This window comes from Mycobacterium sp. NGS24 (genome assembly GCF_059813065.1).
In genome coordinates, this window is record NZ_JCALDW010000009.1 from 52,905 (window position 1) to 67,406 (window position 14,502).

Annotated in this window: 12 protein-coding genes; 6 read left to right on the top strand and 6 right to left on the bottom strand. The window is 68.3% G+C overall.

What is annotated here, in order from left to right; all coding sequences use genetic code 11:
- Positions 1-95: 95 nt before the first annotated feature.
- The gene (gene ilvD / locus AC5Y6Y_RS13970; protein WP_463827985.1) at positions 96-1,814 is read right to left on the bottom strand and encodes a dihydroxy-acid dehydratase; all 1,719 of its coding nucleotides are present in this window, start codon (positions 1,812-1,814) and stop codon (positions 96-98) included.
- A 100-nt stretch (positions 1,815-1,914) separates the two neighbouring features.
- Here ilvD and ricR point away from each other — a divergent pair, with 100 nt between their 5' ends.
- The 3 genes from ricR (at position 1,915) to AC5Y6Y_RS13985 (ending at position 4,678) form a co-directional block, all read left to right on the top strand.
- A complete protein-coding gene (ricR, locus tag AC5Y6Y_RS13975; RefSeq protein WP_463827984.1) occupies positions 1,915-2,205 on the top strand; it encodes a copper-sensing transcriptional repressor RicR in 291 nt (96 codons plus the stop codon).
- A gap of 81 nt (positions 2,206-2,286) precedes the next feature.
- A complete protein-coding gene (locus AC5Y6Y_RS13980; protein WP_463827983.1) occupies positions 2,287-3,549 on the top strand; it encodes an MFS transporter in 1,263 nt (420 codons plus the stop codon).
- Between the two features lie 118 nt (positions 3,550-3,667).
- The gene (locus AC5Y6Y_RS13985) at positions 3,668-4,678 is read left to right on the top strand and encodes a L,D-transpeptidase (RefSeq protein ID WP_463827982.1); all 1,011 of its coding nucleotides are present in this window, start codon (positions 3,668-3,670) and stop codon (positions 4,676-4,678) included.
- 9 nt (positions 4,679-4,687) lie between these two features.
- Here AC5Y6Y_RS13985 and AC5Y6Y_RS13990 read toward each other — a convergent pair whose 3' ends face one another.
- Positions 4,688-5,260 carry a serine acetyltransferase gene (locus AC5Y6Y_RS13990; RefSeq protein ID WP_463827981.1) on the bottom strand — a complete coding sequence of 191 codons (573 nt, stop codon included), beginning with the start codon at positions 5,258-5,260 and terminating at the stop codon, positions 4,688-4,690.
- Between the two features lie 124 nt (positions 5,261-5,384).
- Complete coding sequence (locus AC5Y6Y_RS13995) at positions 5,385-7,370, bottom strand: M13 family metallopeptidase (RefSeq protein ID WP_473138904.1); 1,986 nt, start codon at positions 7,368-7,370, stop codon at positions 5,385-5,387.
- Positions 7,371-7,412: 42 nt separating this feature from the next.
- Here AC5Y6Y_RS13995 and AC5Y6Y_RS14000 point away from each other — a divergent pair, with 42 nt between their 5' ends.
- Both AC5Y6Y_RS14000 and AC5Y6Y_RS14005 read left to right on the top strand, forming a co-directional pair.
- Positions 7,413-8,033: a hypothetical protein gene (locus tag AC5Y6Y_RS14000; RefSeq protein ID WP_473138903.1), complete on the top strand. Its 621-nt coding sequence runs from the start codon at positions 7,413-7,415 to the stop codon at positions 8,031-8,033.
- Positions 8,030-8,719 carry a hypothetical protein gene (locus AC5Y6Y_RS14005; protein ID WP_463827978.1) on the top strand — a complete coding sequence of 230 codons (690 nt, stop codon included), beginning with the start codon at positions 8,030-8,032 and terminating at the stop codon, positions 8,717-8,719. Before AC5Y6Y_RS14000 ends, AC5Y6Y_RS14005 begins: the two co-directional genes overlap by 4 nt.
- Here AC5Y6Y_RS14005 and AC5Y6Y_RS14010 read toward each other — a convergent pair.
- The gene (locus AC5Y6Y_RS14010; protein WP_463827977.1) at positions 8,716-9,234 is read right to left on the bottom strand and encodes an XRE family transcriptional regulator; all 519 of its coding nucleotides are present in this window, start codon (positions 9,232-9,234) and stop codon (positions 8,716-8,718) included. The two genes, AC5Y6Y_RS14005 and AC5Y6Y_RS14010, sit on opposite strands and share 4 nt — an antisense overlap.
- Positions 9,231-12,206 (bottom strand): MMPL family transporter, encoded by a 2,976-nt coding sequence (locus tag AC5Y6Y_RS14015; protein ID WP_473138902.1) that lies wholly within the window; start codon positions 12,204-12,206, stop codon positions 9,231-9,233. The genes AC5Y6Y_RS14010 and AC5Y6Y_RS14015 overlap by 4 nt, the downstream gene beginning before the upstream one ends.
- Positions 12,207-12,587: 381 nt before the next feature.
- Here AC5Y6Y_RS14015 and AC5Y6Y_RS14020 point away from each other — a divergent pair, with 381 nt between their 5' ends.
- On the top strand, positions 12,588-13,091 hold the full coding sequence (locus AC5Y6Y_RS14020) for a hemophore (protein ID WP_473138901.1): 504 nt from the start codon (positions 12,588-12,590) through the stop codon (positions 13,089-13,091).
- Here AC5Y6Y_RS14020 and AC5Y6Y_RS14025 read toward each other — a convergent pair whose 3' ends face one another.
- On the bottom strand, positions 13,092-14,294 hold the full coding sequence (locus tag AC5Y6Y_RS14025) for a lysylphosphatidylglycerol synthase transmembrane domain-containing protein (RefSeq protein WP_473138900.1): 1,203 nt from the start codon (positions 14,292-14,294) through the stop codon (positions 13,092-13,094).
- Between the last annotated feature and the right edge of the window lie 208 nt (positions 14,295-14,502).

Genomic DNA, 14,502 nt, shown 5'->3' on the forward strand with positions numbered 1-14,502 from the left:
CTGCTGACGACACAGCATCGCTGGACGCGCCCGATGTTAGCGTCGGAGATTGCCGGTTGCGGCCAAAATAGCGGGAATTCAACCGGTCGCCGGTGCTAGCCGCAGACCGCCCCGGTTGCGGCCGAATTGACCAGCTTGACGTACTTGGCCAGCACCCCGGTCCGGTAGCGCGGCGCCGGGGGCGTGAACCCCGCCCGGCGGGCCGCGAACTCGTCGGGATCGACCAGCACGTCCAGCGTGTGGCTGGCCACGTCGAGGCGGATCCGATCGCCGTCGCGCAGGAACGCGACGGGACCCGCGTCCACCGCTTCGGGTGCGATGTGGCCCACGCACAGGCCCGTCGTCCCGCCGGAGAACCTGCCGTCGGTCAGCAACAGCACGTCCTTACCGAGCCCGGCGCCTTTGATGGCGCCGGTGATGGCGAGCATTTCGCGCATCCCGGGACCGCCCTTGGGCCCTTCGTAGCGGATCACCACTGCGTCGCCCGTGGTGATGGTGCCGTCCTCGAGCGCATCGAGGGCCGCCCGCTCGCCGTCGAAAACCCTTGCGGTGCCTTCGAACACGTCAGAATCGAAGCCGGCCGACTTGACCACCGCACCCTCCGGCGCCAGCGACCCGTGCAGGATGGTGATGCCGCCACTGGGGTGGATCGGGTTGTCCAGCGCGCGCAGCACCTTGCCGTCCGGGTCGGGTGGGGCGATGTCGGCCAGGTTCTCGGCGACGGTCTTGCCGGTCACCGTCAGGCAGCCCCCGTGCAGCAGGCCGGCGTCCAGCAGCGCTTTCATCACCACCGGCACCCCGCCGATGTGGTCCACATGCGACATCACGTGCCGGCCGAACGGCTTGACGTCGGCCAGGTGCGGCACCTTGGAGCCGATCCGGCTGAAGTCGTCCAACGACAACTCGACTTCCGCCTCGTGCGCGATGGCCAGCAGGTGCAGCACCGCGTTGGTCGACCCGCCGAACGCCATCACCACCGCGATCGCGTTCTCGAAGGCCTCCCTGGTCAGGATGTCGCGCGCGGTGATGCCGTGCCGCAACAATTCGACGACCGCCTGGCCGCTGCGGCGGGCGAACCCGTCGCGGCGGCGGTCGGTCGCCGGGGGTGCCGCGCTGCCCGGCAGCGACATGCCCAGTGCCTCGGCCGCGCTGGCCATGGTGTTGGCGGTGTACATGCCGCCGCAGGCACCCTCGCCGGGGCAGATGGCGCGTTCGATGGCGTCGACGTCGGCGCGGCTCATCAATCCGCGCGAGCAGGCGCCGACGGCCTCGAAGGCGTCGATGATGGTGACTTCGCGCTCGCTGCCGTCGGACAGCTTGGCCACCCCCGGCAGGATCGAACCGGCGTAGAGGAACACCGAGGCCAGGTCCAGCCGCGCGGCGGCCATCAGCATGCCCGGGAGCGACTTGTCGCAGCCGGCCAGCAGCACCGAGCCGTCCAGGCGCTCGGCCTGCATGACGGTCTCGACGCTGTCCGCGATCACCTCGCGCGACACCAGGGAGAAGTGCATGCCTTCGTGACCCATCGAGATGCCGTCGGACACCGAGATGGTGCCGAACTCCAGCGGGTAGCCGCCCGCCTGGAAAACGCCCTCCTTGACCGCCTTGGCCAGTCGGTCCAGCGACAGGTTGCACGGCGTGATCTCGTTCCAGGACGAGGCGACCCCGATCTGCGCCTTGGCGAAGTCCTCGTCCACCATGCCCACCGCGCGCAGCATGCCGCGGGCGGCGGCCTTCTCCAGACCGTCGGTGACGTCGCGGCTGCGGGGCTTGATGTCGACTTGACCAGGGGCTTGCTCGGGAACTGGGGCCATCCTGCAAGTATGCGGTGCGGGGCCATCGCGCCAAAATCAATGACCGCTCCGGTCTGATACCCTAGCGGGGTATATAGTGACCAGTTCGTCGGGAGAGTAGATGAGCGCACCGCACGGATACGCGCAGCAGAAGGACAACTACGGCAAACGGTTGCGGCGCATCGAGGGCCAGGTGCGCGGCATTGCGCGCATGATCGAAGAGGACAAGTACTGCATCGACGTGCTGACCCAGATCAGCGCCGTCAACAGTGCCCTGCGGTCGGTGGCGCTGGGATTGCTCGACGAGCATCTCAATCACTGCGTCACCCGGGCGGTGACCGAGGGCGGCCCCGATGTCGACGACAAGCTGGCCGAAGCGTCCGCAGCCATCGCGCGCCTGGTTCGGTCCTGAGTGCTGCGTTGCGTACGGTAAAGGTGCGAAACCGCGCCGGCCAGCTACCGTAGCTGCCCCGGCGGTTTTGCACTTCACACCATGACTGCTCAAGCCGCCAGTGCCGCCCGAACGTGGACACCACGGATCGCGGTTCAACTGTCGGTATTGGCCGCGGCGGCCTTCATCTATGTCACCGCCGAACTGCTGCCGGTGGGTGCCCTGTCCGCCATCTCGCGGGACCTGCACGTGAGCGTCTTCTGGGTCGGGGCGCTGGTCTCCTGGTATGCGCTGGTGGCAGCGGTGATGACAGTTCCGCTGGTGCGCTGGACGGCGCACTGGCCGCGCCGCTCGACGCTGCTGCTCAGCCTGGCCTGTCTGACCGTCTCGCAGCTCATCTCGGCGGTGGCACCCAGTTTCGCGGTGCTGGCCGCCGGGCGGGTGTTGTGCGCGGTCACCCACGGGCTGCTGTGGTCGGTGATCGCCCCGATCGCCACCCGGCTGGTACCGCCCAGCCATGCCGGGCGGGCCACCATGTCGACCTACATCGGCACCAGCCTGGCGCTGGTGATCGGGAGTCCACTCACCGCTGCGCTGAGCCTGATGTGGGGTTGGCGGGTGGCAGCCGAGTGCATCACGGTGGTCGCCGCCGTCATCACCGTGGCCGCGCGAGTGGTGCTGCCGGAAATGACGTTGACGCAAGACCAGCTGCAGTTCGTGGGCCGCCGCTCGCGCCACCACCGCAACCGGGCGTTGGTCATCGTCAGCCTGATCACCATGATCGGGGTCACCGGCCACTTCGTCTCCTACACCTACATCGTGCGGATTCTCGCGGAGGTCGTCGGGGTCCGGGGCCCCAACCAGGCCTGGCTGTTGGCCGCCTACGGCATCGCCGGGGTGCTCGCGGTCGCGTTGGTGGGCCGGCCGCTGGACCGCCGCCCCCGCGGTGCCGTCATCATCTGCATCGCCGGGCTGACGACCGCCCTGGTGTTGTTGAGTGTGCTGGCCTACCGCTGGCACGACTCCGCCCGCACGGCGCTGATCGTGGGGACCGCCGCGATCGTGCTGTGGGGGGCGATGGCCACCGCGGTGTCGCCGATGCTGCAGGCCGCCGCTATGCGCGCCGGGGCGGACGACCCCGACGGTGCCTCCAGTCTGTATGTGACGGCGTTTCAGGTGGGCATCATGGCAGGCTCGCTGGCCGGCGGGCTGCTGTTGGAGCGCAGTGTGGCGATGATGCTGACCGCGTCGGCGATCCTGATGGGCCTGGCGTTGCTGGCGATGTCGGCGCTCGGGCGGGTGATCGAAGCGCTGCCGGCGGACCCTGCCCAGGGGGCCGGGACGGCAATTTCACAGGACGATTAACACCGCAGGTCAGCGGCCTGAACTGGGGTCGGTAACGGTTGGCCGGAGCTCGCCGATTGGCTAACCGGTGGTGCTGCTGTGCCACACTGGGTCGGAGAATTTGACCGGAGGGATCGATATGTCGCGCAGGACGAGAGACTTTTCGAGGGGACGTCTCTGGGCCTTTGTCGCTGCCGCTCTGAACGTTTTCGGGGTGGTCGCAGTGCTGGCGCTGGGTGCCGGTCCGGCAGTGGCTGACCCGGACGAGCCGCCCGGCGACCCCGGCCCCGTCGTGGTCGCGCCGGGTGACCCCGTGCTGCCGGATCCGATAGCCCTGCCGCCGCTGCCCGACCCGCTGGCACCGATTCCGGGCATCCCGGGCGCGGCGCCGGTGGCCAGCGGACCCGCGCCGGCCGGTCAGGACAACACCCCGTTCATCGGCGAACCGCCGTTCCGGCCGCCGGCCTTCAATCCGGTGAACGGCGCGATGGTGGGCGTGGCAAAACCGATCATCATCAACTTCCAGGTACCGATCGCCGACCAGGCGATGGCCGAGCGCGCCATCCACATCTCGTCGGTCCCGCCGGTGCCGGGCAAGTTCTACTGGCTGACCCCGTCGCAGGTGCGCTGGCGGCCGCTGGCGTTCTGGCCGCCCAACACCGCGGTGAACATCGATGCGGCCGGCACCAAGTCGAGCTTCCGTACCGGCGACTCGCTGATCGCCACCGCCGACGACGCCACGCACCAGATGACGATCACCCGCAACGGGACCGTCGTCCAGACGTTCCCGATGTCGATGGGTATGGCCTCCGGCGGTCATCAGACCGCCAACGGCACCTATTACGTGCTGGAGAAGATGCCGACCGTGGTGATGGACTCCTCGACCTACGGGGTCCCGGTCAACTCGGCCAACGGCTACAAGGTGACCGTGTCCGACGCCGTCCGGTTCGACAACAGCGGCAACTTCGTACACAGCGCACCGTGGTCGGTGGGCGATCAGGGCAAGCGGGACGTCAGCCACGGCTGCATCAATCTGAGCCCGTCCAACGCCAAGTGGTTCTTCGACAACTTCGGCAGCGGAGACCCGATCATCGTCAAGAACTCCGTCGGTGTGCCGAAGAATGACGGCTCCAACGACTGGCAGTTGTAGCCCCGGCGGTTACGAAGCCGAACGGCTGAGCAGCGACGGTACGGCGGGTTGGCGCCGGTCGTAGATGATCCGGGCGGGCACGCCGGCGACCTCGACATCGTCGGGAACCGGCTTGGTCACCACCGCTCCGGCACGAATGCTCGCGCGATTGCCGACGTCGACGCCGAGGATGATGGCGCCAGGAGAGATGAACACGTCGTCGCCGATGACGGGATACTGGCCGGGGAGCCCCTCTCCGATTGAAACCCCTTGGTGGATACGGCAATTGGCGCCGATCTTCGCCCGGTAGTGCACGTGCAGCGGGCCCACGTGGGCGATCGACAACCCCGGGCCGAAGACGTTGCGCGAGACGACGAAGCCGAGTCGCTCGCCGAGCAGCTTGGTCCGTAGCTGGAAATAACCGGCGATGAGGCGTCCTACCGGCGTGCGCGCGGTGTTGGTCCAGTATTCCGATTTGCGCAGCAGCCGCTGGAAATGTGTCGGGCGCTGCGTCAGCCGGTACCGCAGCCGCCAGCGTTCCAGCCCCTGGGCCTTGAGGTCCGCCGCCAGATAGAACGTCAAGTCGTCCCGAGATTCGATCACGTGTACCCCCGTGTCGTGGTTTTCAGTGTCTGTTGACCACGACAACTTAGGTTAAACCATACTTGAGGTACTGAAAAGTTACTAGTGAGTCACCTTATGGTTTGGTGCGGGCCCGGGGGTGCGCCTAGTTCCAGATGCGGACGCGGCTGCCCGGGTCGAGGAACAGTTGGTCCTCCTCGGACACGTCGAACGCCTCGTAGAACGCATCCACGTTGCGGATCACGCCGTTGCAGCGAAACTCCGGCGGCGAGTGCGGGTCCACCGCCAGGCGCCGGATCGCTTCGGCGGCACGGGATTTGGTGCGCCACACCTGAGCCCAGCCGAAGAAGACGCGCTGCACGCCGGTGAGACCGTCGATCACCGGCGCCGGCCGGCCGTTCAGCGACAACTGATACGCCAGCAGCGCGATCGACAGTCCGCCGAGGTCGCCGATGTTCTCGCCGACGGTGAATGCGCCGTTGACGTGGTGCCCACCGTCCAGGTCGCGCGGGACATACGCCTCGTACTGCTCGATCAGGGCCTTGGTGCGGGCGCCGAACTCGGTGCGGTCGTCGTCGGTCCACCAGTCCACCAGGTTGCCGTCACCGTCGTACTTGGCGCCCTGGTCGTCGAAACCGTGCCCGATCTCGTGGCCGATCACCGCACCGATGCCACCGTAGTTGGCGGCGTCGTCGGCGTCGGCGTCGAAGAACGGCGGCTGCAGAATGGCGGCGGGAAAGACGATTTCGTTCATCCCGGGGTTGTAGTAGGCGTTGACGGTCTGCGGTGTCATGAACCATTCGTCCCGGTCCACCGGGCCACCCAGCTTGGCCAGTTCCCGATCGTGGTTGACGGCGTAGCCGCGCTGGTAGTTGCCGTACAGGTCGTCGCGGCGGATCACCAGCGCCGAGTAGTCCCGCCAGCTGACCGGATAGCCGACCTTGGCGGTGAACTTGGCCAGCTTGGTCAGCGCACGCTCGCGGGTCTGCGGCGTCATCCAGTCCAGGTCGCTGATGCTGATCCGGTAGGCCTCCTGCAGATTTTCCACCAGCGCGTCGATGCGGTCCTTGGCGCCCGGCGGAAAGTGTTGCTGCACATACAGTTTCCCGACGGCGTCGCCCATCAGGGTCTCCACCAGCGAAACCGCCCGCTTCCAGCGGTCCCGGATCTGCTCGGTGCCGGTGAGCCGGCGGCCGTAGAAATCGAAGTCCGCGTCCACCAATTCACTGGTCAGCCACGGGGATCGGGCACGAATCAACCGCCAGCGCGCCCAGCTCTTCCAGTCCTCGAAATCCGCACTGCTCCACAGCTCGGCGAAGGTGGTGAGGTAATCCGGTTGCCGGACAACGACTTCCGCGACACGTTCCGGCGTGGTGCCCAGCCCTGCCGTCCATCCGGCCCAGTCGAAGCCGCCGCCCTCGGTCTGCAGGTCGGCGAAACTGCGCAGGTTGTAGGTGAGGTCGGCGTCGCGGCGCTTGACCACGTCCCAGTGCGCGGCGGCGAGTTTGCGCTCCAGCGCCACGATGCGGGCCGCGGTGTCGGCGTGCTCGTCGGCGGGGCCGCCAAAGACCAGCCCGAACATCGTCGCGATGTGGCCCGGGTAGGCCGCGAGCACGGCGGCGTGCTGCTCGTCGCGGTAGTAGGACTCGTCGGGCAGGCCGATCCCGGACTGGCTGAAGTGCACCAGGTAGCGGGTGGAGTTCTTGGAGTCGGTGTCCACGTAGAACCCGACACCGCCGCCCACCCCGGTGCGCTGCAGGGCCCCGACCGCTGCGGCCAGCGCAGCACGATCGGCGGCGCTGTCGATGACCTGCAGTTCGTCGTGCAACGGTTGCAGCCCCCGGCGCTGCACGGTCTCCTCGTCGAGGAAGCTGGCGTAGAGGTCGCCGATGCGCTGCTCGTCGGTCCCGTGCGCGGCCTGGCTGCGGCTCGCCTCCACGATCAGGTCGCGCACCTGCTCCTCGGCGCGGTCGAACAGGGTGCGGAAGGCGCCGTCGGTGGCGCGGTCGGCGGGAATGTCGTACTCGGTCAGCCAGCGGCCGTTCACATGACCGAAAAGGTCGTCCTGCGGTCGGGCGGCTGGGTCGACGTAGCTCAGATCGATACCCGAGCGGATGGCCTCTACTGTCACCCCGCCATCCTTCCATCTGGTTTCGGGTGCAACGATCGGGCCATGCCTGACCAGGAGAAAACTGAGGCGGACAGCGAGACCGCAGACGCCGACGACGCCGAGTACGGCAGCGGGGTGTTCTCCCCCTACGGCATCGCGTCGGCGGTGCTGGGCCTGGTCTGCGTCGCGGCGGTGGTGCTCGGCGTGCTCATCTGGACCAACCACAAAGACGACTCCGGCGAGCGCATCTACCTGTCCAAGGTCATGCAAACGGCCTACGAGTGGTCCAACGTGCTGATCAACATGAACAGCAGCAACATCGACGCCAGCCTGCAACGGCTGCACGACGGGACGGTCGGCGAACTCAACACCGACTTCGAGGCCACCATGCAGGGCTACCGGCAGGTGGCCGCGAAGCTACAGGCACAGAGCGTCGGCCGGGTGGAGTCGGTGGCCATCGACACCATGCACCGCGACCTCGATACCGTCCCCGGATCGCCGCGACAGGTGGTACCCACCAAGCTGCCCGCCTTCGCCACCCGAACCGACTCGGTGATGCTGGTGGCCGCTTCGGTGGCCGAGAAGTCCGGCGGACAACCGCAGGTGGTGCGCTGGAGCCTGCGGTTGGACGTCTCGCAGATCGACGGCAAGCTGATGATCTCCAAGCTGGAGCTGATCAAATGAGGAACGCCTGGCGGTTCGCGGCGTTCGACATCCTGGCGCCGCTGGTGGCGATCGCCGCGCTGGCGGCGATCGGCGTGGTGCTGGCCTGGCCGCGGTGGTGGGTGGCGGTCGGCACCGCGCTGGTGCTGCTGATCGTCGAGGGCGTAGCCGTCAACTTCTGGTTGATGCGCCGCGATGCGGTCACCCTCGGCACCGACGACGACGCGCCCCGGCTGCGGCTCGCGGTGGCATTTCTGGCCACGGCGGCCGTCTGCGCGGCGGTGCTGACCGGCTACACGCATTGGACCGCCAACGACGACCAGTTCAAGCGGGACTCGGTGACGGTGGTGCAGGTCGCCACCGGCGCCGCCGAGGCGGTGGCGTCGTTCTCGCCGACGGCTCCGGGGGTGAATATCGACCGTGCTGCCTCGCTGATGGTGCCGGAGCAGGCCGGCAAGTTCAAAGAGGAGTACACCAGGACCAGCGCGGACCTGTTGCAGCGCAAGGTGACGGCGCAGGCGTCGACCTTGGCGGCCGGGGTCGAGGCCATCGGGCCGTCGGCGGCCAGCGTTGCGGTGATCATGCGGGTGACGCAGAACTCGCCCGGCCAGCCCACCAGTCAGGCGGCCCCGGCGGTGCGGGTGACGTTGACCAAGCGCGGCAACGACTGGCTGGTACAGGACATCGCGCCGATCAGTGCCCGCTAGTTGGCGTGCGGCGAGCGTTCGTTCTTGACCCGCACGAACCGGTCGGACAACCGGCGCATCCGGATCATCAGGGAAGCCGACGGGCTGACGCGACCGTCCAGGTAGTCGGCCAGGTCTTCGGCGGTGACGCCGATACGCGAGGCGAACTCCTGCTGCACCAGGCCGGAGCGGTCCATCAGCAGCTTCACGTGGCGGGCGACCTCGGCGCGCTCATTGGCCTCCAGGTGCGCACGAGCCCGCTCCAGCACCTCCCACAGCGCCTTGGCGATGCCGGCCGGGCGCGCACCGCCGAGGATCTCCTCGACCTGACGGGCGGTGCGGCCGTACGGGTCCCGTTTGAGCGCGCTGGCAATGCGCTTCCAGGTGGCGATGTCGCCACCCTCCAACGACGAGCGGATAGCGGCGGTGGACCAGAATTCGACCGGCTGATCCGGGTCGGGGTGCCCGGCCGCCTCGGGCCTGGACCTGGCGCCGCGGGCAGGCGCCGGTCTGCGCTGGTCGGCTGCCAACGTCACCTCGCCTCCTCCAACATCGCGACGGCCACCGACAGACAGCGCTGCCGGACCTCCTCCCAGTTTGCCTTGACACCGGAATCTGTCGACACGTCGTCGAGGTCGCACGGATCGGGATCGGCCAGCCGGCGGACCAGCTGGCTGGCGACCCAGTACCGCCGGGGAGACGAGCCGGGAGGCTGACAACAGTAATACCTATCCATCCCGGACAGCACCACCGCTGCGGTCTCCGGTTCCATCACCTCCACCATGTCAGCAAAGTCGGCATAATCGCGGCTGCTGTTACGGCTCATGATCAGGTAGCCCTTGAGCCGCAGCGTTTCGGCGCCGGTGGGCACCTGCAGGCGATCGCCGGTGGGCAGCTGGACATTCGTGGTCTCCACCGGGCTCTGCCGCCGGTACCGGGGCCGTGCCGACCTGGGCTCCCGGCTCTGCAGGGCGTCGAGGGCAACGGCCAACCGTCCGCGCCACAGGGTGACGGGGTGCACCGGCCGGTCGGTCCACGGCATGGCCCGGGCGATGCTGGAGCGGTAGGACAGCCCGACTTTGCGTGCGGTGGCCTGCCCCACCGGGCCGGTGGCGAGCGTCAGCGTCACCGAGTCGGTGTCTTCGGCCGTCGCCGGGTCCCGGTCCGGCTCGGTGCGCCCGCAGCCGGTGAAAGCCAGCGGGTCGGTCACGCAAATGGCATCGGGGGCAAGGGTTTTGAGCTTAGCGGCCGACTTGATCACCATGCGCAGATCGGCGCTGGGCGCGATCGCGGCGGTGATGTCCTCAGGGATCACGACGACGCCGCCCAGGTCGACGTCGGGCAGCGGACGGTCGAAGTCCACCGATGGCAGGACCCGGCCCAGCCAACCCGGTATCCACCAATTCCACTTGGCGAACACCGCCATCAAGGCGGGCACCAGGACCAGCCGGACGATGCTGGCGTCGACGGCGATCGCGACCGCACATGCCACCCCGATCTCGGCGACCAGCGGCATACCGGCAAACGCGAACCCGCAGAACACCGCGATCATGATCAGCGCGGCGCTGGTGATGGTGCGGGCGCTGGTGCTCACCCCGTAGGCGACGGCGTCGCGGGTGTGCCCGGTCTGCAGGAAACGCTCCCGGATCCGGGTGAGCAGGAAGATCTCGTAGTCCATGGACAACCCGAACGTCATCGCCAGGACCAACGGGGGCACGGTGCTGTCGATCGAGGTCAGGTGCGGGAAGCCGAGCGGTGCGGCCCACCCCCACTGGAAGACCATCACCAGCGATCCGTAGGCGGCCGCCACCGACAGCAACGTCATCAGCACGCCCTTGAGCGCCAGCAGCACCGAGTGGACCGAGAGCAGCAGCATCAGGAAGGCGATCAGCGCCACGAAGCCCAGCACCAGCGGCTGGGTTTCGGCGACCCGATCGTCGAAGTCCTTGATCAGCGCCGTCGACCCGCCGACCGCCACCTTCGCGTCCCCGGCGGTTCGCGGCAGCTGGCTGCGCATCCAGTCCACCGTGTGCCGGGCCCGCATGTCTTCGGGGTCGACCGACAACACCGCACTGAGCAGCGCGCTCTTCTTGTCTTCGCTGTAGACCGGGGGTGGCACCGACGCGACGTCGGGCGCCTTGGCCATCTGCTCGCGCAGCGCCGCCATGATCTGGGCGTGCGCGGGCGGGGCGTCCGGTCCCTCCGGCCAGTCGGGGAAGGTGACCAGCACCTGGACCGGACCCATCGAGCCCGGGCCGAGGGCCTGCGATGCCGCGGCCACCCCGGCGCGGATCTCGTGCGACGAGTCGAACTGCCGCAGCAGGCTGTTGCCCAGCACCATCGCCGTCGCCGGCGCCGCCATCAGCAGCAGCACCGCCGACGCCGCCAGCGCCGAAATCCAGGGCCGGCGCATCACCCAGCCGACCCAGCGCGTCCAGAACCGCGAGACGGTGCTCTCCGGTCGCCTGGACCAGTGCAGCAGCACCGACCGTTTGGCCGCTGCGCGGGAGAAGGTGGCCAGCAGCGCCGGCGTCAGCGTGGCGGAGGTGAGCATCGCGACCGCGACCGCCAGGATCGCGCCGGTGGCCATCGACTGCAGCGCCGGGGTGTTGATCAGGTAGATACCGGTGAGCGAGGCGATGACCGTCATGCCGGACAGCACCACCGCGAGCCCGGACGTGGCCATGGCGGCGTCCACCGCCTCCTGCGGCTGCCGTCCGGTGCGCAGTTCCTCGCGGAAGCGCATCAGGATGAACAGCGAATAGTCCACGGCCAGCGCAATGCCGAACATCGACACCGTCGACGTCACGAATACCGACATGGTGGTGTGCATGGACAGCAGATAGACCAGTCCCATGGTCACCACGACCGTGCACACGCCCAGTGCCAGCGGGATCGCCGCGGCCGCCAGCGATCCGAACACCGCCAGCAGCACGATCAGGATGATCGGCAGGTTCCACTCTTCGGCTTTGGCGATGTCGTGCTTGGTGTTGGCTGCCGCGGCGGCGGACAGGGCGCCCTGACCGATGACGTAGAGGCGCACGTGGCCGTTGGCGGTCTCCCCGGAGCGATCGTCTTCCACGCCGATCCGTTGGCGCAGTTTCTTGGCGACGTCGCTGGTGCCGGGATTGCGGGCGTCCAGGTGCAGGGTCACGACGTAGGGCCGGTCGGGTTGCGGTGGGCGCTGGGTGGGATTGGGTGCGACGGTGACGCCGGGCAGGTCGGCGGCGATCTTCTTCAGTTGCGCGACGGCGTCGTTGATGTCCTGGTAGGTGGCGTCGGCGCGGGGGGCGGCCACCAGCGCCAGCGGGGAGGCGCCGAGTTCGGGGTACTGCGCGACGAGTTGGTCGTGCACGTTGAGCGACTGGGAGCCGGCGACCTCGAATCCGCCGCCGGTCAGATTCCCCGACTGCGACATCGCCAGATACACCGCCGGAACCAGCGCGAGCAACCAGCCGGCGAAGACGAGCCAGCGAAATCGGCGCAGGTTGCGGCTCAGCCGCATCATGAACTGCTGGATTTCCCACTCCCCGTATTCCGTGATTTCGTACGCAGCGCGCCCGCGAGCCTACCGGAGGACGTTGTGCCCGAAGTTTGCTTATCGGTTCCTGAGCTGCGGTGACAGCGGTTCCCCGGGATCGTTGTTAAGTCGTGACGGTCATCTGCCGACCACAGCGTCAGAACAACGGTTCGGTCTGTGATCCGCAATGCTTGCGGATCCCCTCGTAGCCGCGATCGCAGCGGGTTACCGGGACGCGGAGTCGCAGCGCCGTCGCAGCCACCGCGCAATCGTTCAGGTTGCGTTGGCGACGTATCGGCCGCCGATGGCAGGATGGTCGAGGCCCGCGGGTCGGCAGACATCGCGAGGCGAACCACCGAGGAGTTACCCATGCAAGCAAGCACGCGTCGCGGGCTTTTCGCAGTAGTGATCGCAGCCGGTCTGACCGGCGCCGGCAGCGCATCTGTCGCGGCACCCGCAGCAACAGGTTCGACGGACCCGTGCGCGGCCAGCGAAGTGGCCCGCACCGTGGGCACCGTCGCAAAGCAGACCGGTGATTACCTGGATTCGCATCCGGACACCAACCAGGCCCTGACGTCGGCCTTGCAGGAACCCGCGGGCCCGCAGTCGGCCACCACGCTCAAGAGCTACTTCGAGACCCACCCGAAGGTCGCGCTGGATCTGCAAGGCCTCGCCAACCCGCTGAACAAGCTGGGCACCCAGTGCAGACTGCCGATCACGTTGCCGCAGGCACTGAGCCTGTTCCAGGCGGCCCAAGGCGCGGGCGGCGCGCTGCCGGGCCTGCCGGGCGCCGCCGCGGTGGGCGGCCAGCCGGCCCCGCTCGCGGGCCCCGGGCCCGGTCCCCGTCCCGGTCCGGCACGCGCCGCCGGCTGATCAGCCTCGCTGGTTGGCGTCGGCCGCCGGCTCATGCTCCGGCGGCGGCAACGGACCCTGCAGCGCGCTGTCGGACGGATCGACAACAGCGTTCAGCCCGCGGCCGCGGACACCTGGATCGGTGGGCGGGTCGTCGGAGTCGCTGTCGGTGACCCGGCGGAACATGAAGAAGAACACCACCCAGCCGACCGCGGCGATGAACAGCCAGCTGATCAGCCGGTAGATCAGCATCGCCGAGATGGCGTTGGGCAACGACATTCCGCTGGACACCAGACCGGGGACCAGCACTGCCTCCACCACCAGCAGACCACCCGGCATCAGCGGGATCGTCCCCACCGCGCGCGCCGCGGCGTAGGCGACCGTCAACCCTGCCAGTGAGGCATGATCTCCCGCGGCGTAGGCCGCAAAGGCCAGGCACGCGACGTCGGCGACCCAGTTGAACAGTGACCAGCTGAACGCCGCCCCCAGGTCGCGTCGGCTCAGGCTCACCGACTCGAGCTGCATCAAGATCTCGCGCCACTTCTCCACACCGGTCTCGGCGGGTTTGCCGCGAATGGAGTTCACCCAGGACAGCACCTTGATGCCGATGCCTTCGATCAACTCCGGCCGCGACGCCACCGCCTGCGCCAGCAACAACAACGCGACGAACCCGCCCAGCGTGAACAGCAGCGAAAACGGGTTGTTCTTCGCGCCCAGCAGAAACGCCCCACCCAAACCCAGCACCGCCAGCCCGACCGCCTGCAGCGCGCCCGACATGACCAGCTGCCACGACGCCACCACCGTGGATGCGCCCCACAGGCGCTGCTGGCGCAGCAGGAACGTCGCCGAGATCACCGGCCCGCCGGGCAGCGTGGTACTCAACGAGTTCGCGGCGTAGAACGCTGCTTCCGAACGCAGTTGCTTCACCTGTACACCGGCCGACGCCAGCAGGGTGCGCTGGATCTGAGCGAAACTGTGCATCGACGCCGCCGCGGCGATCATCGCCGCGACCAACCACCACCACTTGGCGTCGAACAAGCTCATCCAGGCCTTGGCCAGTTGATCGCGCACCAACACGATCTCGACGCCGAGCACGAGCACCACGAGGGACAGTCCCACCCACCGCAGCCACCAGTACTTGCCGCGCGGGGGCGCGTCTGCTGGGCGGGAGAGCGTCTCCAACCACCCGCCCACCGGTTTGCGGGCAGCGGCGTCCGGTGACATCGAACTAGGGTAACCGCGCAGGTGGCGACACCATACCTGCACGTCGCCGAGCGTGTCGGGGTCGTTCCAGGGTCGTAACCGAACCGTGGCGGCCCGCGTCGGCGGTTTTGGGGGAATGACACCGATGACCGGCGCGATTGACCACCGGCAAATCGGGGTATGACCGGGCGCAACCCTGCGGGCAGGGGGTCGGGTCGGCGTGATATCT